At 69.7% G+C, this 19,752-nt stretch carries 19 protein-coding genes, 1 tRNA gene and 1 pseudogene; 11 read left to right on the forward strand and 10 right to left on the reverse strand.

Features of this window, described 5'->3' with window-relative positions:
- Nucleotides 1-216, forward strand: a 216-nt coding sequence (locus tag ACIQMU_RS29795) for a hypothetical protein (RefSeq protein ID WP_402690092.1), incomplete at its 5' end; no start/stop codon positions are given.
- Here the strand turns inward: ACIQMU_RS29795 and ACIQMU_RS29800 are convergent.
- A tRNA-Gly gene (locus ACIQMU_RS29800) sits at nt 185-255 on the reverse strand. The genes ACIQMU_RS29795 and ACIQMU_RS29800 overlap by 32 nt on opposite strands.
- Nucleotides 256-927: 672 nt before the next feature.
- On the opposite strand from ACIQMU_RS29800, the gene dcd reads away from it, so the two are divergent.
- Both dcd and ACIQMU_RS29810 read left to right on the forward strand, forming a co-directional pair.
- Nucleotides 928-1,503: a dCTP deaminase gene (gene dcd / locus ACIQMU_RS29805; RefSeq protein ID WP_030588741.1), complete on the forward strand. Its 576-nt coding sequence runs from the start codon at nt 928-930 to the stop codon at nt 1,501-1,503.
- A 6-nt stretch (nt 1,504-1,509) separates the two neighbouring features.
- The gene (locus ACIQMU_RS29810; RefSeq protein WP_352239809.1) at nt 1,510-2,010 is read left to right on the forward strand and encodes a phosphoribosyltransferase; all 501 of its coding nucleotides are present in this window, start codon (nt 1,510-1,512) and stop codon (nt 2,008-2,010) included.
- A gap of 97 nt (nt 2,011-2,107) precedes the next feature.
- Here the strand turns inward: ACIQMU_RS29810 and ACIQMU_RS29815 are convergent, their stop codons facing one another.
- From ACIQMU_RS29815 to ACIQMU_RS29830, 4 genes and pseudogenes are all read right to left on the reverse strand, one after another.
- Nucleotides 2,108-3,070 carry a Yip1 family protein gene (locus tag ACIQMU_RS29815; RefSeq protein ID WP_352239808.1) on the reverse strand — a complete coding sequence of 321 codons (963 nt, stop codon included), beginning with the start codon at nt 3,068-3,070 and terminating at the stop codon, nt 2,108-2,110.
- A 117-nt stretch (nt 3,071-3,187) separates the two neighbouring features.
- A pseudogene (locus ACIQMU_RS29820) lies at nt 3,188-3,370 on the reverse strand (hypothetical protein); the annotation flags it as partial.
- A 206-nt stretch (nt 3,371-3,576) separates the two neighbouring features.
- The gene (locus ACIQMU_RS29825) at nt 3,577-5,859 is read right to left on the reverse strand and encodes a heterodisulfide reductase-related iron-sulfur binding cluster (protein ID WP_402690093.1); all 2,283 of its coding nucleotides are present in this window, start codon (nt 5,857-5,859) and stop codon (nt 3,577-3,579) included.
- 95 nt (nt 5,860-5,954) lie between these two features.
- The gene (locus ACIQMU_RS29830; RefSeq protein WP_402690094.1) at nt 5,955-6,710 is read right to left on the reverse strand and encodes a sugar transferase; all 756 of its coding nucleotides are present in this window, start codon (nt 6,708-6,710) and stop codon (nt 5,955-5,957) included.
- A gap of 314 nt (nt 6,711-7,024) precedes the next feature.
- Here ACIQMU_RS29830 and dnaK point away from each other — a divergent pair, with 314 nt between their 5' ends.
- The 4 genes from dnaK to ACIQMU_RS29850 all read left to right on the forward strand — a co-directional run bounded on the left by dnaK (nt 7,025) and on the right by ACIQMU_RS29850 (nt 11,266).
- Nucleotides 7,025-8,878, forward strand: a complete 1,854-nt coding sequence (gene dnaK / locus ACIQMU_RS29835) for a molecular chaperone DnaK (protein WP_352239805.1) — start codon at nt 7,025-7,027, stop codon at nt 8,876-8,878.
- Nucleotides 8,875-9,525 carry a nucleotide exchange factor GrpE gene (gene grpE, locus ACIQMU_RS29840; RefSeq protein WP_352239804.1) on the forward strand — a complete coding sequence of 217 codons (651 nt, stop codon included), beginning with the start codon at nt 8,875-8,877 and terminating at the stop codon, nt 9,523-9,525. The genes dnaK and grpE overlap by 4 nt, the downstream gene beginning before the upstream one ends.
- 96 nt (nt 9,526-9,621) lie before the next feature.
- Nucleotides 9,622-10,812 carry a molecular chaperone DnaJ gene (gene dnaJ, locus ACIQMU_RS29845; protein ID WP_402690095.1) on the forward strand — a complete coding sequence of 397 codons (1,191 nt, stop codon included), beginning with the start codon at nt 9,622-9,624 and terminating at the stop codon, nt 10,810-10,812.
- Between the two features lies 1 nt (nt 10,813).
- Nucleotides 10,814-11,266 (forward strand): heat shock protein transcriptional repressor HspR, encoded by a 453-nt coding sequence (locus tag ACIQMU_RS29850; RefSeq protein WP_352239802.1) that lies wholly within the window; start codon nt 10,814-10,816, stop codon nt 11,264-11,266.
- 253 nt (nt 11,267-11,519) lie between these two features.
- Here ACIQMU_RS29850 and ACIQMU_RS29855 read toward each other — a convergent pair whose 3' ends face one another.
- The 3 genes from ACIQMU_RS29855 to ACIQMU_RS29865 all read right to left on the reverse strand — a co-directional run bounded on the left by ACIQMU_RS29855 (nt 11,520) and on the right by ACIQMU_RS29865 (nt 13,804).
- Nucleotides 11,520-12,056 (reverse strand): hypothetical protein, encoded by a 537-nt coding sequence (locus ACIQMU_RS29855; RefSeq protein WP_352239801.1) that lies wholly within the window; start codon nt 12,054-12,056, stop codon nt 11,520-11,522.
- A gap of 262 nt (nt 12,057-12,318) precedes the next feature.
- Complete coding sequence (locus tag ACIQMU_RS29860) at nt 12,319-12,495, reverse strand: hypothetical protein (RefSeq protein ID WP_352239800.1); 177 nt, start codon at nt 12,493-12,495, stop codon at nt 12,319-12,321.
- A 274-nt stretch (nt 12,496-12,769) separates the two neighbouring features.
- Nucleotides 12,770-13,804 (reverse strand): helix-turn-helix transcriptional regulator, encoded by a 1,035-nt coding sequence (locus ACIQMU_RS29865; RefSeq protein WP_352239799.1) that lies wholly within the window; start codon nt 13,802-13,804, stop codon nt 12,770-12,772.
- 134 nt (nt 13,805-13,938) lie between these two features.
- Between ACIQMU_RS29865 and ACIQMU_RS29870 the strand changes: the two genes are divergently transcribed.
- Together ACIQMU_RS29870 and ACIQMU_RS29875 are read left to right on the forward strand one after the other, a co-directional pair.
- Nucleotides 13,939-14,151, forward strand: a complete 213-nt coding sequence (locus ACIQMU_RS29870) for a hypothetical protein (RefSeq protein WP_352239798.1) — start codon at nt 13,939-13,941, stop codon at nt 14,149-14,151.
- A complete protein-coding gene (locus ACIQMU_RS29875; RefSeq protein ID WP_352239797.1) occupies nt 14,148-14,468 on the forward strand; it encodes a (2Fe-2S)-binding protein in 321 nt (106 codons plus the stop codon). Before ACIQMU_RS29870 ends, ACIQMU_RS29875 begins: the two co-directional genes overlap by 4 nt.
- A 133-nt stretch (nt 14,469-14,601) precedes the next feature.
- On the opposite strand, the gene ACIQMU_RS29880 is transcribed toward ACIQMU_RS29875, so the two are convergent.
- Complete coding sequence (locus ACIQMU_RS29880; protein WP_352239796.1) at nt 14,602-15,003, reverse strand: TIGR03618 family F420-dependent PPOX class oxidoreductase; 402 nt, start codon at nt 15,001-15,003, stop codon at nt 14,602-14,604.
- A gap of 155 nt (nt 15,004-15,158) precedes the next feature.
- Here ACIQMU_RS29880 and clpB point away from each other — a divergent pair, with 155 nt between their 5' ends.
- Together clpB and ACIQMU_RS29890 are read left to right on the forward strand one after the other, a co-directional pair.
- Complete coding sequence (gene clpB, locus ACIQMU_RS29885; protein WP_402690096.1) at nt 15,159-17,744, forward strand: ATP-dependent chaperone ClpB; 2,586 nt, start codon at nt 15,159-15,161, stop codon at nt 17,742-17,744.
- A gap of 159 nt (nt 17,745-17,903) precedes the next feature.
- Nucleotides 17,904-18,449, forward strand: a complete 546-nt coding sequence (locus ACIQMU_RS29890; protein ID WP_352239794.1) for a YbjN domain-containing protein — start codon at nt 17,904-17,906, stop codon at nt 18,447-18,449.
- A gap of 66 nt (nt 18,450-18,515) precedes the next feature.
- Here the strand turns inward: ACIQMU_RS29890 and ACIQMU_RS29895 are convergent, their stop codons facing one another.
- The gene (locus ACIQMU_RS29895; protein ID WP_352239793.1) at nt 18,516-19,697 is read right to left on the reverse strand and encodes a pyridoxal phosphate-dependent aminotransferase; all 1,182 of its coding nucleotides are present in this window, start codon (nt 19,695-19,697) and stop codon (nt 18,516-18,518) included.
- Between the last annotated feature and the right edge of the window lie 55 nt (nt 19,698-19,752).

Raw genomic sequence — 19,752 nt, forward strand, 5'->3', positions numbered from 1 at the left:
GACGGTTCGCCGACCTCGGCCTCGGTCACGTTGTTGCTGGTCATCGATGCATCTTCCATGATCGGGAGTTACACCGAACGTTTTACAGTCCCGTTCCAGCTGTCCGCACGGCCTCCACACACGAGTCCGAGCCGACGCCGAACGCAAAAAGGGCCCTGGTCAATGACCAGGGCCTTCATCAAAGAGCGGGTGACGAGAATCGAACTCGCGCTCTGAGCTTGGGAAGCTCATGTTCTACCATTAAACTACACCCGCGAGGCGCGCCGATCACCGGCGCTGCATCGTTCCACACTCTACCCCATGCCAGGCCCCCGGCGGATGAGCCGTGGGGCCTTCGCGTTGTGTGTCCGGTTGGAGTGGGTGGGTGGGTGGAGCGGGCGGGTGGAGCGTGCGGGTGGACGGGAGTGTGGTGGGCGGGAGTTGGGGGCGTAGCGTGGGTGGTCGGAGTGCCGCGTGAGGTGGCGTCCTGTTCATCCCCTAATGTGGCGTTCTCGTCCATATGTGGTTGGGGAAGGGACTTGATGGAGTCGATGGAGCGCACCGTCGTCCGCTGTGCCGCAGGGCACGTTTTCGCTACGCCGTCGTTCCCGATGCAGCAGCTCGGGTCCGACCGGATCGGGCCCGGGAGACTGATCCGGTGTCCTCGGTGTGCGCGGTTGCGGCAGGCCGTGCCGGTGGCGTTCGGGAAGCGGTAGGCGACACATCTCGGTGCACGGAGGCGTTTCCGGCCCTGCCCCAGTCGGTCGTGGCCGGCAGGAGCGTCGTCGCCGGACGGTGGTAGCCGGCGGCGGCCGCGCCGGGCGCCGGGCGCGTAGGCGGTAGCGGTAGGTGAAGAGGGCGTAGGCGGCTGGGCGGCGGAGGGGGTTTCGGCAGGCGCGCGGGTGGTCCGGTTGGGGCGGGCTCGCGCGTTCTGCGTATCCTCGGGACGTGCTTCTCTCAGACAAGGACATCCGGGCCGAGATCGACTCCGGCCGCGTCCGTATTGATCCGTACGACCCTTCGATGGTGCAGCCGTCGAGCATCGACGTGCGGCTGGACCGCTACTTCCGGGTGTTCGAGAACCACCGGTACCCGCATATCGACCCCGCCGTGGAACAGCCCGACCTGACCCGCACGGTCGAGCCGGAGGGCGACGAGGCGTTCATCCTGCACCCCGGGGAGTTCGTGCTGGCGTCCACGTACGAGGTGATCTCGCTCCCCGACGATCTGGCTTCGCGGCTGGAGGGCAAGAGTTCGCTCGGGCGGCTCGGGCTGGTGACGCACTCGACGGCCGGGTTCATCGACCCGGGGTTCTCCGGGCACGTGACCCTGGAGCTGTCCAACCTCGCCACGCTGCCGATAAAGCTGTGGCCGGGCATGAAGATCGGGCAGCTGTGCCTGTTCAAGCTGACCTCGTCGTCCGAGTTCCCGTACGGATCCGAGCGGTACGAGTCGCGGTACCAGGGGCAGCGGGGCCCGACGGCCTCGCGGTCGTTCCAGAACTTCCATCGGACCCAGGTGTGATGAACCATGGCGAGTGACGTGCGGGAGAACCTGACCTACGAGGGTTTCGGGCGGGCGGTGCGCGAGCTGGCGCAGGCCGTCGCCGACGACGGGTACGAGCCCGATGTGGTGCTGAGCATCGCGCGCGGTGGCGTGTTCGTCGCGGGCGGGCTCGCTTACGCACTGGACTGCAAGAACATCCACCTGGTCAATGTGGAGTTCTACACGGGCGTCGGGACCACGCTGGAGATGCCCGTCATGCTGGCGCCGGTGCCCAACGCGATCGACTTCTCCGAGAAGAAGGTCCTGATCGCCGACGACGTCGCCGACACCGGCAAGACGCTGAAGCTCGTCCACGACTTCTGCGTCGACCATGTCGCCGAGGTGCGCAGCGCCGTCATCTACGAGAAGTCCCACTCCCTCGTGAAGTGCGAGTACGTGTGGAAGAAGACCGATCAGTGGATCAACTTCCCGTGGAGCGTCGAGAAGCCCGTCGTGCGGCGGAGCGGGCAGGTCCTCGACGCTTAGGAAGCGTGATGGTTCCGGGCGCCTGGAAAGGCGCGTGGAGAACGGAAAAGGCCCCTGGCTCGCGTAACGCGGTCCAGGGGCTTTTTCGCGCGGTCGCTCAGATCGTGCCCAGTTTGATGATCGACAGCAGCGCGATCAACTGGATCGCCGAGGCTCCCAGCGCCTTGGGCCACGGCAGGTCGTGCGACTTGCTGACCATCGAGGTGAACAGCGCCCCGGCCGCCAGCCAGGTCACCCAGCCCACGATCTGGACCAGGGAGTTCTCGCCGCCCAGGAAGAGGGCGAAGAGGAGGCGCGGCGCGTCGGTCATCGACATGATCAGCATCGACAGGCCCACGGTCGGCTGCCACGAGCCCGTTCCGCCGAGCTGGCGGGCCAGGGTGTGGGTCACCGCGCCGAGGACCAGGCCGCCGAGGACGAAGCCGACGCCGGTGAACAGGACGTACGGGATGGCCGTCGAGATCGTCGCGTTGATCGCTTCTTCGCGCGCCTGGTCGAAGCCGAACAGCGCGAGCAGGCCGTAGACGAACGTGACGACGAGCGCCGGGCCCCAGACCGGGTAGTCCCGCATCTGCCAGAACGTCGGCCCCGGGCGCGTGACGATGCCGGTCAGCAGTTCCTTCCAGCGCAGCCGCGGGCCCGCCGGCGGGGCGGGGGCGGAACCGGCCTGGTAGGTGTTGCCGTCGCCGTAGGCGTCCTCGTCCACGCGGAACGCCTGCGTGTGACCCGGGTTGTTGGCGTACGGGTCGTGGGGTGCCGGGTCCGCGTACGGGTCGCCGAAGTACTCCGGCTCGCCGTGACCGTGCCCGCCCCGGGCGTGGTGTCCGCCGTGCCCGCCCTGTCCGGGGCCCGCGTAGCCGCCGGTGTTGTACGGGGGGCCCTGCGGGGCTCCGTACGGGGGTGGCGCGGCGCCGTGGCCGGGGGGTCCTCCTGCCGTCGGCCACGGCTGAGCACCGTACGGCGGCTGTGGTGCCTGCCCTCCGTACGGCTGCTGCCGCTGCTGCTGCGGTTGTTGCGGGGTGCGGTTGTCCCGGCCGCGTCCGATCCTGAATCCAGCCACCCGTCGAACGTACCTGGTCCCCGGCGGTGGCGGGCCGGGGGCGGGGGAACCCGCGGGCCATTGCGGCCGACCTGTGACATCCCCTAAGGGCTCCCGGGGGCCTCGGGGAGGGGGAGTTCAGGGGTGGGACAGCGCCGTGGAGAAGGCGAGTACCGGAGCGTCCGTGTTACCTGCCGTGTCGAGGGCGATCAGGTCCTGGCCCTGGCCCTGGCCTTGGTCGTGATCCTGTTACTGGTCCTGGCGTTCGCCTCGGTACGTCCGCACCACCGTGTCCGGCTCCTTGTCGCCGTCGCCGTCGCCGTCGCCGTTGCCGTTGCCGTCGCCGTCGCCGTCGCCGTCGCCGTGGCTGTCGCTGTCGTCGGACTGGCCGTGGCCCCCGCACGGAAAAGCGGCCGGTCCCGCCCCCGAGGCAGGTCCGGCCGCTCATCGCGTGTACCGCTTTACGTCGTTATGTCACTTCTCGTGCTGGTGTCCTGTGCTGGTGATGCGTTGCTTCCCGTGCCGCGTCACTTCGCCGGTTCGGGCTCCGGCGCGTTCGCCTGATCCTGGTCCCCCGCCGGGTCGGCCGGGGTCTTCACCGATTCCAGGAGGAGCTGGGAGACGTCCACGACCTGGATGGACTCCTTGGCCTGGCCGTCGTTCTTCTTGCCGTTGACCGAGTCGGTCAGCATGACGAGGCAGAAGGGGCAGGCGGTGGAGACGATGTCCGGGTTGAGGGCGAGAGCCTCGTCGACGCGCTCGTTGTTGACGCGCTTGCCGATCCGCTCCTCCATCCACATCCGTGCGCCGCCGGCGCCGCAGCAGAAGCCGCGCTCCTTGTGGCGGTGCATCTCCTCGTTCCGCAGCCCCGGGACGTTCGCGATGATCTCGCGCGGCGGCGTGTAGATCTTGTTGTGCCGGCCCAGGTAGCAGGGGTCGTGGTACGTGATCAGGCCCTCGACCGGGGTCACCGGGATCAGCTTGCCCTCGTCGATGAGGTGCTGGAGCAGCTGGGTGTGGTGGATGACCTCGTACTCGCCGCCGAGCTGCGGGTACTCGTTCGCGATCGTGTTGAAGCAGTGCGGGCAGGTCGCGACGATCTTCTTGGACGACTTGGGCTTCTTCGTCTCCGGCTCGACGTTGCCCTCGTCGTCGAAGGACTCGCCGTACGCCATGTTCAGCATGGCCACGTTCTCCTGGCCGAGCTGCTGGAACAGCGGCTCGTTGCCCAGGCGGCGGGCGGAGTCCCCGGTGCACTTCTCGTCGCCGCCCATGATCGCGAACTTGACGCCCGCGATGTGCAGCAGCTCCGCGAATGCCTTCGTGGTCTTCTTGGCCCGGTCCTCCAGGGCGCCCGCGCAGCCGACCCAGTACAGGTAGTCGACCTCGGTGAGGTCCTCGACGTCCTTCCCGACGATCGGGACCTCGAAGTCGACCTCCTTGGTCCACTCGACGCGCTGCTTCTTGGCCAGCCCCCAGGGGTTGCCCTTCTTCTCCAGGTTCTTGAGCATCGTGCCCGCCTCGGACGGGAACGCGGACTCGATCATCACCTGGTAGCGGCGCATGTCGACGATGTGGTCGATGTGCTCGATGTCGACCGGGCACTGCTCCACGCAGGCGCCGCAGGTGGTGCAGGACCAGAGGACGTCCGGGTCGATGACGCCGTTCTCCTCGGCGGTGCCGATGAGGGGGCGCTCGGCCTCCGCGAGGGCGGCGGCCGGGACGTCCTTGAGCTGCTCCTCGGTGGCCTTCTCGTTGCCCTCCATGTCCTTGCCGCCGCCGGCCAGGAGGTAGGGGGCCTTGGCGTGCGCGTGGTCGCGCAGCGACATGATCAGGAGCTTCGGCGAGAGCGGCTTGCCGGTGTTCCACGCGGGGCACTGGGACTGGCAGCGGCCGCACTCGGTGCAGGTGGAGAAGTCGAGGATGCCCTTCCAGGAGAACTGCTCGACCTGGGAGACGCCGAAGGTGTCGTCCTCGCCCGGGTCCTCGAAGTCGATCTCCTTGCCGCCCGAGGTCATGGGCTGGAGTGCGCCCAGGGCCACCTCGCCGTCGGCGTTCCGCTTGAACCAGATGTTCGGGAAGCCGAGGAAACGGTGCCAGGCGACACCCATGTTGGTGTTGAGCGAGACCGTGATCATCCAGATCAGCGAGGTGCCGATCTTGATCATCGCGACGAAGTAGATGAGCGTCTGGAGGGTGCTGAGGCTCAGCCCCTTGAAGGCGAGGACCAGCGGGTACGAGACGAAGTACGCGGGGCCGTAGCTCTCGACGTGGTGGATCGCGCCCTCCAGGCCGCGCAGCACCAGGATCGCGAGGCCGATGATCAGGATGACGTACTCGACGAAGTACGCCTGCCATGCCTTCGAGCCCGCGAAGCGAGACTTGCGGCCGGCCCGGGAGGGCAGGTTCAGCAGCCGGATCGCCATCAGCGTCACGATGCCGACGACCGTCATCAGCCCGATGAACTCGATGTACATCTCGAACGGCAGGAAGGTGCCGATGATCGGCAGCACCCAGTCCGCCTGGAAGAGCTGCCCGTACGCCTGGAGCAGCGTGGGCGGAAGTGTCAGGAAGCCGATGGCGACGAACCAGTGGGCGAAGCCGACGATCCCCCACCGGTTCATCCGGGTGTGGCCGAGGAACTCCTTGACCAGGGTGATCGTCCGCTGCTTGGGGGCGTCGGTGCGGCTGCCTGCTGGTACGGGCTGTCCCAGACGGACGAAGCGGTAGATCTGCGCGACGGCTCGGGTGATGAGCGCAACGCCGACGACCGTCAGCACCAGCGACACAATGATCGCGGCGAGTTGCATTTCGGGGCTCCTCGGGCCTGCGAGAGCGGGATCCTGTGACTACTACCCACTACTACTAAGCAGTAACTTAATTAGTCTGTGCTGACACTATCCACTTATTCCACCGCGCTGTAGCCAGGTCGTCGGTGATCTGTGTCGCTCAGGGGTGCCTTGGTTCGGCGGGCCTTCCGGAGCAGCGTCCCCACGGGGTGGCGCGCGGCTTCGGCGAGGATCGCCAGGTCGAGCACTACTCCATGGTGCTCTGCGTAGTGCTGGTCCAGCAGGGCGGGGTCGTCCCACGGCATGCCGGACCGTGAGCGCACCTGCGCCAGTCCGGTCAGCCCCGGGCGCAGCTCCTGCCGCCACTGCCGGGCGCCGGGCCCCGCCGCCCGCGGGTCGCCGGGGGCGAGCGGGACGGGGCCGACCAGGGACAGATCGCCCCGGACGACGTGGGGCAGCCGCGAGAACAGGTCCAGCCGGAGTCTGCGGGTGCGCAGGCTGCGCAGTTCGAAGACCCGGCCGCCCAGGCCGGTCCGGGGCCGGCGGTCCCAGGCCCCGCCCGGGGTGCGCCGCACGGTCAGGACGAGGGCCGCTACGGCGACGGCGGGGGCGGTCAGGGCCAGCAGGGCGGTGCCGAGGAGCAGGTCGAGCACGCGTTCGGCCGGGGTGCGCGGAGCGAGGCGGTCCGCCAGCCGCCCGGCCCGGTCGGTGATGCCGGTCAGGTGTACGGCGGAGCGGGAGGGGAAGTGGCCCCTGGCCGTCCCCGTCGCCGCGCGGGGCCGAGGGGTTCGCCGGTCCCCGCGGGCGCTCCTTCGGTCCGTCCGGTCCGTCTGGTTCTTCCGCCGTACGCGCGGCTTCCTCGCGTTCTGCATCGCGCCCGCCCGGGGTTCGAGGTTCGATGGTGTGACGATCCACGGTGAAACCTGCCGGTCGGCGACGGTTGCGACCGTCTCACGGCATTTTGTGCCAGAACGATCCCATGGTGAGACGGTGGGACGGGTGGTGCGCGAGGGGTGTGGCGTGCGCGGGTGCGGCCGTGAGGGGGCGGAGACCGGCGGGCTGAGCCCGGCTGTGCTGTGTCTGAGCACATAAGTTGAGCGTAAGCGACTCAGGTCTGTTGACTCCGGGAGCGGCGTCATGCATCCTTGAGTCAGATCCACTCAAGTAGTCAGTTGGAGGAATTGAAATGGCACGTGCGGTCGGCATCGACCTGGGCACGACTAACTCCGTCGTCAGCGTTCTCGAAGGCGGCGAGCCCACCGTCATCACCAACGCCGAGGGCGCCAGGACCACGCCGTCCGTCGTCGCCTTCGCCAAGAACGGCGAGGTGCTCGTCGGCGAGGTCGCGAAGCGCCAGGCGGTCACCAACGTCGACAGGACCATCCGCTCCGTCAAGCGCCACATGGGCACTGACTGGAAGATCGACCTGGACGGCAAGAGCTTCAACCCGCAGCAGATGAGCGCCTTCATCCTGCAGAAGCTGAAGCGTGACGCCGAGTCCTACCTGGGCGAGAAGGTGACCGACGCGGTCATCACCGTCCCGGCGTACTTCAACGACTCCGAGCGTCAGGCGACCAAGGAGGCCGGTGAGATCGCGGGCCTGAACGTCCTGCGCATCGTCAACGAGCCGACCGCCGCCGCCCTGGCGTACGGCCTCGACAAGGACGACCAGACGATCCTCGTCTTCGACCTCGGCGGCGGCACCTTCGACGTGTCCCTCCTGGAGATCGGCGACGGCGTCGTCGAGGTGAAGGCCACCAACGGTGACAACCACCTCGGTGGCGACGACTGGGACCAGCGCGTCGTCGACTACCTGGTGAAGCAGTTCGCCAACGGACACGGTGTGGACCTGTCCAAGGACAAGATGGCTCTCCAGCGTCTCCGCGAGGCCGCGGAGAAGGCGAAGATCGAGCTCTCGTCCTCGACCGAGACCACGATCAACCTGCCGTACATCACGGCGTCCGCCGAAGGCCCGCTGCACCTGGACGAGAAGCTCACGCGCTCGCAGTTCCAGCAGCTGACCGCGGACCTGCTGGACCGCTGCAAGACCCCGTTCCACAACGTCATCAAGGACGCGGGCATCCAGCTCTCCGAGATCGACCACGTCGTTCTCGTCGGTGGCTCCACCCGTATGCCCGCCGTCGCCGAGCTCGTCAAGGAGCTGACCGGCGGCCAGGAGGCCAACAAGGGTGTGAACCCGGACGAGGTCGTCGCCATCGGCGCCTCGCTCCAGGCCGGTGTCCTCAAGGGCGAGGTCAAGGACGTCCTGCTCCTCGACGTCACCCCGCTCTCCCTCGGCATCGAGACCAAGGGAGGGATCATGACGAAGCTCATCGAGCGCAACACCACGATCCCGACCAAGCGCTCCGAGATCTTCACGACGGCCGAGGACAACCAGCCGTCCGTGCAGATCCAGGTCTACCAGGGCGAGCGCGAGATCGCGGCGTACAACAAGAAGCTCGGGATGTTCGAGCTGACCGGCCTGCCGCCCGCCCCGCGTGGCGTGCCGCAGATCGAGGTCGCCTTCGACATCGACGCCAACGGCATCATGCACGTCGCCGCCAAGGACCTCGGCACCGGCAAGGAGCAGAAGATGACCGTCACCGGCGGCTCCTCGCTGCCGAAGGACGAGGTCAACCGGATGCGCGAAGAGGCCGAGAAGTACGCGGAGGAGGACCACGCCCGCCGCGAGGCCGCCGAGTCGCGCAACCAGGGCGAGCAGCTCGTCTACCAGACGGAGAAGTTCCTCAAGGACAACGAGGACAAGGTCCCCGCGGACGTGAAGACGGAGGTGGAGACCGCCGTCGGCGAGCTGAAGGAGAAGCTCAAGGGCGAGGACTCCGCCGAGATCCGCACGGCCACCGAGAAGGTCGCGGCCGTCTCCCAGAAGCTGGGCCAGGCGATGTACGCCAACGCCCAGGCCGAGGGTGCGGCCCCGGGCGCCGAGGCTCCGGGCGACGCCCAGGCCAAGGCCGACGACGACGTCGTCGACGCCGAGATCGTGGACGACGAGAAGGACTCCAAGGGAGGTGCGGCGTGACCGAGGAGACTCCGGGCTTCGAGGAGAAGCCCGACGTCCCCTCCGGCGCCACCCCTGATGACGCCGAGCCGAAGGCCGCCGACCCCTCCGAGGAGGAGGCGGCGGCCCCGGCCGGGGACACCGACCCGACCGTCGGTCTGACAGCGGAGCTGGACCAGGTGCGCACCGCGCTCGGTGAGCGCACCGCGGACCTCCAGCGGCTCCAGGCCGAGTACCAGAACTACCGTCGCCGCGTCGAGCGGGACCGGGTGACGGTCAAGGAGATCGCTGTCGCGAACCTCCTGTCCGAGCTGCTGCCCGTGCTCGACGACGTCGGCCGCGCACGGGAACACGGCGAGCTCGTCGGCGGCTTCAAGTCGGTCGCCGAATCGATGGAGACCGTCGTCGCGAAGCTGGGCCTCCAGCAGTTCGGCAAGGAGGGCGAGCCCTTCGACCCGACGATCCACGAGGCTCTGATGCACAGCTACGCGCCGGACGTCACCGAGACGACCTGCGTGGCGATCCTGCAGCCGGGGTATCGCATCGGCGAGCGCACCATCCGCCCCGCGCGGGTGGCCGTCGCCGAGCCGCAGCCGGGCGCCACGCCCGCCGCGGCCAAGGAAGAGAAGACAGACGACGAGGAGAGCGGTGGCACCGAGGAGGTCTGACGGGAGCCCGTCCGACCACCACGCTGCACACCGACCGGCCCGGCGGCCGGCCCACGGGCCGGCCGCTCGGCCGATCGTCCGGAAGGAGGGACGTCGATGAGCACGAAGGACTTCGTCGAGAAGGACTACTACAAGGTTCTCGGCGTCCCCAAGGACGCCACCGACGCCGAGGTCAAGAAGGCGTACCGGAAGCTCGCCCGCGAGTTCCACCCGGACGCCAACAAGGGTGACGCCAAGGCCGAGGAGCGCTTCAAGGAGGTGTCCGAGGCGAACGACGTCCTCGGTGACCCCAAGAAGCGCAAGGAGTACGACGAGGCGCGCGCGCTCTTCGGCAACGGCGGCTTCCGCCCCGGCCCCGGTGGTGCGGGCGGCAACTTCAACTTCGACCTGGGCGACCTCTTCGGAGGGGGAGCCCCGGGTGGCGGACAGGGCGGCGCGGGCGGCGGCTTCGGCGGCGGTGGCGGTCTCGGCGACGTCTTCGGCGGGCTGTTCAACCGCGGCGGCGCGGGCACCCGCGTCCAGCCGAAGCGCGGCCAGGACATCGAGTCCGAGGTGACGCTCAGCTTCACCGAGGCGGTCGACGGGGCCACGGTCCCGCTGCGGATGTCGAGCCAGGCACCCTGCAAGGCGTGCTCGGGCACCGGCGACAAGAACGGCACCCCCAGGGTCTGCCCGACCTGTGTCGGCACCGGTCAGGTCTCGCGCGGCAGCGGCGGCGGCTTCTCGCTCACCGACCCCTGCGTGGACTGCAAGGGCCGGGGCCTCATCGCCCAGGACCCCTGCGATGTCTGCAAGGGCAGCGGCCGGGCGAAGTCGGCGCGCACCATGCAGGTGAGGATTCCGGCGGGCGTCTCCGACGCCCAGCGGATCCGGCTGCGCGGCAAGGGCGGCGCGGGCGAACGCGGCGGCCCGGCAGGCGACCTCTACGTCGTCGTCCACGTCGACGCCCACCCGGTCTTCGGCCGCAAGGGCGACAACCTCACGGTCACCGTGCCCGTCACCTATCCGGAGGCGACGCTCGGCGGCGAGGTGAAGGTCCCCACTCTCGGCGGCCCCCCGGTCACCCTGAAGCTCCCCGCCGGCACCCCCAACGGACGTACGATGCGCGCCCGGGGCAAGGGCGCGGTGCGCAAGGACGGCACCCGCGGCGACCTGTTGGTCACCGTGGAGGTGGCGGTCCCCGGGGACCTGGGCCAGGAGGCCCGGGACGCCCTGGAGGTCTACCGGAAGGCGACCGCGGACGTGGACCCGCGGGCGGAACTGTTCCAGGCGGCGAAGGGAGCTTGAGATGGACGGCCGTCGACGCAATCCGTACCAGCTGACCGACGAGACACCGGTGTACGTGATCTCGATCGCGGCCCAGCTCTCGGGCCTCCACCCGCAGACACTGCGCCAGTACGACCGCCTCGGCCTGGTCTCCCCGGACCGTACGGCCGGGCGCGGCCGGCGCTACTCGGCCCGCGACATCGAGCTGCTGCGCACCGTGCAGCAGCTCTCGCAGGACGAGGGCATCAACCTCGCGGGCATCAAGCGGATCATCGAGCTGGAGAACCAGGTCGCCGCCCTCCAGCAGCGCGTCGCCGAGCTCTCGGCGGCGGTGGACGGCGCGGCGGTCGCCTTGCGGCAGCGCGAGGCCCAGGTGCACGCCTCCTACCGCCGGGATCTGGTGCCGTACCAGGACGTGCAGCAGACCAGCGCGCTGGTGGTCTGGCGGCCGAAGCCGAAACGGCCGATGGACTGAGGACCATCCCGCCCTCGCCGGCGGGATGGTGCGCGACGGGGCCGGGAGAGCGGATGACGCTCTCCCGGCCCCGTCGTCGTGTTCGCTTCCCCGGCCCCCGCCCCGGCCGACGAGCGCCCGCCCGTCCCCGGTGGCCGGAAACCTCCGCCGTGATCGGTCGCGCGTCTCCGACAGCACGCCCGTCGGTGTGGGCGTGGGACCGGTGCCGGCCAGGGCGGCGAGGCCGGTGGCCGCCGGGCCGGGGCCTCCGGCGCTATCCGGGCAGGGCTGTGCTGATCGCGTCGACCAGCATCATCCACATCGGCTGGCCGCCGGTGCCGAAGGCCGCCGACAGCGCGTAGCCGATGGCCGCGTCGAGCGGTTCGACGGTCCCGGCGTCCTCCCGCCACTCGGCGATCACCCGGCGGTCGCCGTCCGACGAGAAGTCCCCGAGGCGCTTGCCGTCCCGGGTCAGCCGGCTGCTGGGGATCGAGTCGGGGACGAGCCGGTAGCGCGTGCCCGCGCAGACGACGTCGACCCGGTACGACCGCCGCCGCAGCTTGCCCTTGGCGGGGGTGATCGTCGCGGCCTCGCCGTCCACCGTGATCGTGAGGTGCCGGGGGTCCCGGGTGCCGATGACGATGTGGTCGTCGACCTCGGCCCCGGGCGCGCGGACGAGGGTGACCGTGGGAATCCGCTCGCCACTCACGACGAGCTTCTCCCGCCGGTCGCCCAGGAGTTCGACGGAGATTTCGCCGTAGTGGTCGTCCTCGGTCGCGGCGGGCAGAGGCAGGGGCGTGGTGTCGGTCATCTGGATCCTTGAACCCTTCGGTCGTGCTGAGGGGGGTGTTCAGCGAGGGAGTGTCCCGCAAGGGGGCGTGGTGGCGAGGGGGCGCCCGGCGGGGCGGTGTCCGGTGGGCGGGGCTCTCGGCCGGGCGGTGGTCGGTGAGCGGACGTCTCGTTCGGTGAGGGGGAGCGCCCGGCGAAGAGGCGTTCGGTACACGGGTGTTCGGTTCGGGTGGGTTGACGCACGGAATTCTCGCAGGGCCGGGGCGGCTGCCCGAATCATCCGTTCAGCGGGGTGCGGTCGGCCCGGCGGGGGTCAACTGCGTCGCGGTGAGGACCCGGTGGAGGGCGTTGTGCTCCAGCAGCTCCTCGTGACGTCCGTGGTCGCTGACCCGGCCGCTCTCGAACAGTTCCAGCCGGTCCGCCGAGGTGGCCGTCGAGAGCCGGTGGGCGATGAGCGGCACCGTGCGGTCACGCCGTGCGTCCTCCTCGGCTACGCGTCAGCCTTGCCGGACGCCGTGGCTGCCTCGTACGGGCTGCTGCTGACCGTGGGGTGGGCGGCGGGGCCGGGTCTCGCGCGGGCGGCCGTCTCCCCGTCCGCCGTGACCTCTGGCGCTCCGCCGGGACGCCTGGCGTGCGACGCTCCGCCGGGACGCCTGGTGTGACGCTCCGCCGCGGTGCCCGGCGTGCGACGCTTCGCCGCGATGCCGGAGCCCGGCTGTTCCGTCGCCGTCGGGGTCACGCACCGGCGCCGGGCGGGATCGCGTGATCGGGGCCCGATTCCAGGATTCCCGACCGTGCGATCAGATATCCGAGTTGAGCCCGGCTGTTGCTGCCGAGCGCGACGCTGAGCTTGGCGATATGCGACCGGCAGGTGCGTACGTTCATGCCGAGGCGGCGGGCGATCGCCTCGTCGACGTGCCCCTCCACGAGGAGTTTCGCGATCGAATGCCTCACCCCGGAAATTCCGTCCGTCCCGGAGTCGTACGGAATCTGTTCCTGAAGGGGCACCGCGCGGTGCCAGAACTGCTCGAAGACCTTGGTGAGGTACTCCACGATGCCGGGATGCCGCAGCTCAAGGGCGACGGTGCGGTCGTCCGTGGCCGGTATGAAGGCGACGGTGCGATCGAAAATCATCAGCCGTTCTATCAGCTCTTCGAGCGTCCGGATCTCGACTTTGCTCTCGGCCATCCGGGCCGCGTAATTGAGAGTTCCGTGGCTGTGGCGGACGGTGTGCTGGTACAGACTTCGCATCCCCACGCCGCGTGCCGTGAGCATCTGGCCGCGTTCCATGGCAATGGTGAGCGCGTTCTCGCTGCGCCCGCCGCCCGGCTGAATGGTGAGGACTTCCGAGCGGCACTCGGCGAGGGCCAGCTCTATCGAGGCGTTGATGCGGCCGATGCCTTCGAGAACGGTGATCGCGTGCGTCGTCGGCGGAGCCTGGGCGCTGATCGCCATGAAGGGTTCGAACGCCTCGGTGAGCTCGACGGAGAGCCGCCTCCGCTCCTGGATCTCCCGCTCGATCGGATGCAGGCGCTGGGTGAGCGCCGCGGACGGGGGTACCGGACGCAACCAGTCGGCGTCGTCGGGATCAGGATGCAGGAGGGCGAATTCCAGCAGACAAGGGGCCTCTTCCGCCTCCACACGAGCTATCTTGCCCACACTCAACGCACTGGCGTAGAGCCGTGCGCCCTCGTCACACAAGGCACTAACCGAGTGGGGATGTACCGCTTTGGTGTTGTCTGTGGTCAATTCTCCACCCCCCAGGAACATGAATCAGCAGGAACATGATGCATCGCTTCTGTGGCGTTGACGTGCCTGGATGAGCCATCGTCTTGTTCTGCGGGGGAGAGGAAACCTTGGAAGTGAGGACGAAGCCCATCATGAGTAACAAAACGCTTCGCTCGGTGCTTGCTGTTGCCTTCTCCGTTGGGCTGACGACCGGGGCGCTGAGTGTTCTTGACCTCGTTGAGGGCGGCGTGACCCACGGTACGGCCGGCCAGCAGGTGCAGGCCGCTCCGCCTCCGGACCTGGCCTGGGACTCGATGCCCGCACGGACGACGGACACGGCGCCGGGATCGCCGGCGGAGAGCACTCCGGCCGTACAGGGCCGGGCATGAGCACCCCGCCGGACGACCGCACCTTCCGACGCGAGATGGCGACCGCCTACCGCTCCGGGTGGCATTTCATCGATCTGCTCACGGCCCTCCCCCGCCGTGGCGACTCGGTGATGGTCACCCTGTTCGGAGAGCCGATCGTCGTGGTGATGGAAGAGGACGAGGACGTCCGCGCCTATCGCTGTCTCCGTCGGCCCCGCGGCGCGCCGCAGCCGGTCCGCTGTGCCGTCAGGTACGGCATGATCTTCGTCAATCTCGATCAGCGGGACCACGAGCTGTTCGAGGCAGAACCCCTTTCCGCCACCCCCCGCAGTGCCTGAGCGATTCCCCCGTCGTCACCTATCGCTCCGGCGCTTCCCCCACACAGCGGCGCCACCGTGACCTGAACACGGTGGCGCCGTTGTGCTGTTCCCGTCCGGGGGCGGAGCGAGGGGGCGGTGGCCGGGAAGGGCGTCAGGCTTTGCCGAGCGCCCGTTCGAGGGTGATCTCGATGACGACCCGGGTCGGGTTGATCCGCGGGGCGCGGCCGTAGCGCTCCGTGTGGCGGGCCTCCGCGTCCGCGACGGCCTCCGGTTCGGTGCGGATGACCGCGCGGCCCTCCAGGGTCGCCCAGCGGGCCCGGTCGATCTGGCATACGGCCACGCGCGCCCCGTCCGGCCCGGCGGCCCGGATGTGCGCGACCTTGCGGCTGCCTCCGTCGGTGATCACGCGCGCGACCCCGGCCTCCGGGTCGTACGTCACGCACACCGGCACCACGTGCGGCGTGCCGTCCGGGCGGGGAGTCGTCAAGGTGGACAGGTGGCTCTCACGCCAGAACGCGACGTATTCGGGAGCGGGATTGCGTACGTCTGCCATGGATGCAGCGTACGAGGGACGCCGCCGGGGCTCCGCAGCGCGTGCGCCCATCGCCTTGAGTGGAATAGACTCAACTTTGTGCAGGTTATCGAAGTCAATACAGGACTCACGAGTTCCCTGCCCGACCCACCAGCCGCGAGGAGGAGTGACCACACGTGGACGCCGAGCTGACGAACAAGAGCCGGGACGCCATCCAGGCGGCCACCGGCAGGGCCGTGAAGGACGGACATCCCGACCTCACCCCGGGGCACCTTCTCCTCGCCCTGCTGGCGGGCGAGGAGAACGAGAACATCATCGACCTGCTCGCCGCCGTCGAGGCCGACCAGGCGCTGGTGCGCGGCGAGACCGAGCGGCTGCTCGGGTCCCTGCCCAGCGTCACCGGCTCCACCGTCGCCCCGCCGCAGCCCGACCGCGAGCTGCTCGCCGTCATCCAGGACGCCTCGGAGCGGGCGAAGGAGCTGGGCGACGACTACCTCTCCACCGAGCACCTGCTGATCGGCATCGCGGCCAGGGGCGGCCGTGCCGGTGAGATCCTCGACCGGCAGGGCGCCAGTGCCGGGAAGCTGCTGGCCGCATTCGAGACGAGCAGGGGAGGGCGCCGGGTGACCACACCCGACCCGGAGGGCCAGTACAAGGCCCTGGAGAAGTTCGGCACCGACTTCACGGCGGCCGCGCGCGAGGGGAAGCTGGACCCGGTCATCGGCCGTGACCAGGAGATCCGCCGCGTCGTGCAGGTGCTGTCGCGCCGGACGAAGAACAACCCCGTCCTCATCGGCGAGCCCGGCGTCGGCAAGACCGCCGTCGTCGAAGGGCTCGCCCAGCGCATCGTCAAGGGCGACGTCCCCGAGAGTCTGAAGAACAAGCGGCTGGTCTCCCTCGACCTCGGCGCGATGGTCGCGGGCGCGAAGTACCGCGGTGAGTTCGAGGAGCGGCTGAAGACCGTCCTCTCCGAGATCAAGGAGAGCGACGGCCGGATCATCACGTTCATCGACGAGCTGCACACCGTCGTCGGCGCGGGCGCCGGCGGCGACTCCGCCATGGACGCGGGCAACATGCTCAAGCCGATGCTGGCCCGCGGTGAGCTGCGCATGGTCGGCGCGACGACGCTCGACGAGTACCGCGAGCGCATCGAGAAGGACCCCGCCCTGGAGCGCCGCTTCCAGCAGGTGCTGGTCGCCGAGCCCTCCGTCGAGGACACCATCGCGATCCTGCGCGGGCTCAAGGGCCGCTACGAGGCCCACCACAAGGTGCAGATCGCGGACTCGGCGCTGGTGGCCGCCGCCACTCTCTCCGACCGCTACATCACCTCCCGCTTCCTTCCCGACAAGGCCATCGACCTGGTCGACGAGGCCGCGTCCCGGCTCCGTATGGAGATCGACTCCTCGCCCCTGGAGATCGACGAGCTCCAGCGCTCCGTCGACCGCTTGCGCATGGAGGAGCTGGCGCTCAAGAACGAGTCGGACGCCGCCTCCAAGGAGCGCCTGGAGAGGCTGCGCCGCGACCTCGCCGACAAGGAGGAGGAGCTGCGCGGCCTCAACGCCCGCTGGGAGAAGGAGAAGCAGGGCCTCAACCGGGTCGGTGAGCTGAAGGAGCGCCTCGACGAGCTGCGCGGCCAGGCCGAACGCGCGCAGCGCGACGGCGACTTCGACGCCGCCTCCAAGCTGCTGTACGGAGAGATCCCGGGCCTGGAGCGGGAGCTGGAGGAGGCCGCCGAGGCGGAGCAGGAAGCCTCCAAGGACACCATGGTCAAGGAGGAGGTCGGCCCGGACGACATCGCGGACGTGGTCGGCGCCTGGACGGGCATCCCGGCCGGGCGGCTGCTGGAGGGCGAGACCCAGAAGCTGCTGCGGATGGAGAGCGAGCTGGGCAAGCGGCTGATCGGGCAGAGCGAGGCCGTGCAGGCCGTCTCCGACGCCGTGCGCCGCACGCGGGCCGGGATCGCGGACCCCGACCGGCCCACCGGCTCGTTCCTCTTCCTCGGGCCCACCGGCGTCGGCAAGACGGAGCTGGCCAAGGCGCTCGCGGACTTCCTGTTCGACGACGAGCGGGCCATGATCCGCATCGACATGAGCGAGTACGGCGAGAAGCACAGCGTCGCCCGCCTAGTCGGCGCCCCGCCCGGTTACGTCGGGTACGAGGAGGGCGGCCAGCTCACCGAGGCCGTCCGCCGCCGCCCGTACAGCGTGGTGCTCCTGGACGAGGTCGAGAAGGCCCACCCAGAGGTCTTCGACATCCTGCTCCAGGTCCTCGACGACGGCCGGCTCACCGACGGCCAGGGCCGCACGGTCGACTTCCGCAACACCATCCTCGTCCTCACCTCCAACCTCGGCAGCCAGTTCCTGATGGACCCCCTGGTCAAGCCCGAGGTGAAGAAGCGGCAGGTGCTGGAGACGGTGCGGGCCTCCTTCAAGCCGGAGTTCATCAACCGGCTCGATGACCTGGTCGTCTTCTCCGCCCTGTCCGGGGACGAGCTGGCGCACATCGCCGGGCTCCAGATCGACCGGCTGGCGGCCCGGCTGGCCGACCGGCGGCTCACCCTGGAGGTCTCGCCCGAGGCGCTGGCCTGGCTCGCCGAGGAGGGCAACGACCCGGCGTACGGCGCCCGGCCGCTGCGCCGGCTCATCCAGACGGCGATCGGCGACCGGCTCGCCAAGGAGATCCTGTCCGGCGAGATCCGCGACGGTGACACCGTACGGGTGGACCGTGCCGAGGACGGGCTGATCGTCGGCCGCGCCTCGTAACCGCCGGTCACGGGTCGTCGCAGTCTGTGGACGAAAGCCCGGCGGGCCCCGTCCCCGCGCGCTGTGTGTCAGCTTGTGGCGGATCGGGGCCGCCGGGGCTTGCCATGCCCCGCCCGCCATGGGAGAGGATGGCCGGACTCGTCACGAAGGGAAATAACGGTGAGCATCGATCCGTCCTCGATTCCTAATTTCGGGGGCCAGCCCGAACCGCAGGCGGCAGGACCGGAGGGCCCCGTCGTCCCCGACCAGGACCTCGTCAAGCAGCTCCTCGACCAGATGGAGCTGAAGTACGTCGTCGACGACGAGGGCGACCTCGCGGCGCCGTGGGAGGAGTTCCGGACGTACTTCATGTTCCGGGGCGAGGACGAGCAGCAGGTCTTCTCGGTCCGTACGTTCTACGACCGCCCCCACGACCTCGACCAGCGTCCCGTCCTCCTGGACGCCATCGACGACTGGAACCGCCGCACCCTGTGGCCCAAGGTCTACACCCACGCCCACGAGGGCGAGGAGGGCGAGGCGGGTTCCGTCCGGCTGATCGGTGAGGCGCAGATGCTCATCGGCACCGGCGTCAGCCTGGAGCACTTCGTCTCCTCGACGGTGAGCTGGGTCCGCGCCTCGATCGAGTTCGACAAGTGGCTCGTCGAGCGCCTCGGCATCCAGCCCGCCGAGGGCAAGCCGGAGGGCGAGGAGCCCGCGGGCGCCTGACGTCCCGGCCCATGGCAGCGGCCCGGGGGACGGTCCCAGCGACCGTCTCCCGGGCCGTCGCCGCACTCAGCCGAGCCGGCTCAGCCGCTCCACCGCCTCCTCCAGCACGTCGTCGCGCTTGCAGAAGGTGAACCGGACCTGGCTCCGGCCCGCCTCCGGGTCGTCGTAGAAGACGGAGTTCGGCACCGCGGCCACCCCGCAGCGTTCGGGGAGCGCGCGGCAGAAGGCGTAGGCGTCCTCGTCGCCGAACGGGGCGATGTCGGTGGTGACGAAGTACGTCCCCTCCGGTTCGTACACCCGGAAGCCCGCGGCGCGCAGGCCCTTCGCGAGCAGGTCCCGCTTGCGGCGCATCCCCTCCCGGAAGCCGGTGAAGAAGGTGTCGGGCAGGGCGAGCGCCTCGGCGATCGCGTACTGGAACGGGCCCCCGCTGACGAAGGTCAGATACTGCTTCGCCGCGCGCACGGCGGCCACCAGCGGGGCTTCCCCGGTGACCCAGCCGATCTTCCACCCCGTGTACGAGAACGTCTTCCCCGACGAGGAGACGGACACCGTGCGCCCGCGCATTCCGGGCAGGGCGGCGATCGGGTGGTGCGCGCCCGCGAACACCAGGTGCTCGTACACCTCGTCGGTGACCACCAGCAGATCGTGCTCCACCGCGAGGGCCGCGATCCCGGCCAGCTCGTCGGGGGTGAGCACGGTGCCGGTCGGGTTGTGCGGGGTGTTCAGGAGCAGCAGCCGGGTGCGCGGGGTGATCAGGGTGCGCAGCTCGTCGAGGTCCGGGCGGAAGGCGGGGGCCCGGAGCGTCAGCGGGACGCGTACCGCGCCCGCCATCGCGATGCAGGCGGCGTACGAGTCGTAGTACGGCTCCAGCGCGATGACCTCGTCGCCCGGCTCCAGCAGGGCGAGCAGCGAGGCGGCGATCGCCTCGGTCGCCCCGGTCGTCACCAGGACCTCCGTTTCCGGGGACCAGGTCAGGCCGTAGAAGCGTTCCTGGTGGGCGGCTACGGCGGTGCGCAGCTCCGGGACGCCGGGGCCCGGCGGGTACTGGTTGCCGTGCCCGGCCCGCAGCGCCCGGACCGCCGCCTCCCGGATCTCCTCGGGGCCGTCGGTGTCGGGGAAGCCCTGGCCGAGGTTGATGGAGCCGGTCCGCACGGCCAGCGCGGACATCTCCGCGAAGATCGTCGTGCCGAACGCGGCGAGGCGGCGGTTGAGCAGTGGTCGTCCCTGTGTCGCTCGTCCCTGTGTCATGGGCGCCATCCTGGGCCGAAGCTCTGGAGTTGCTCAAGTTCGCTTTGGCGCGCGG

Origin of the sequence: Streptomyces sp. NPDC091649, assembly GCF_044756785.1 — a bacterium.
GTDB lineage: Bacteria > Actinomycetota > Actinomycetes > Streptomycetales > Streptomycetaceae > Streptomyces.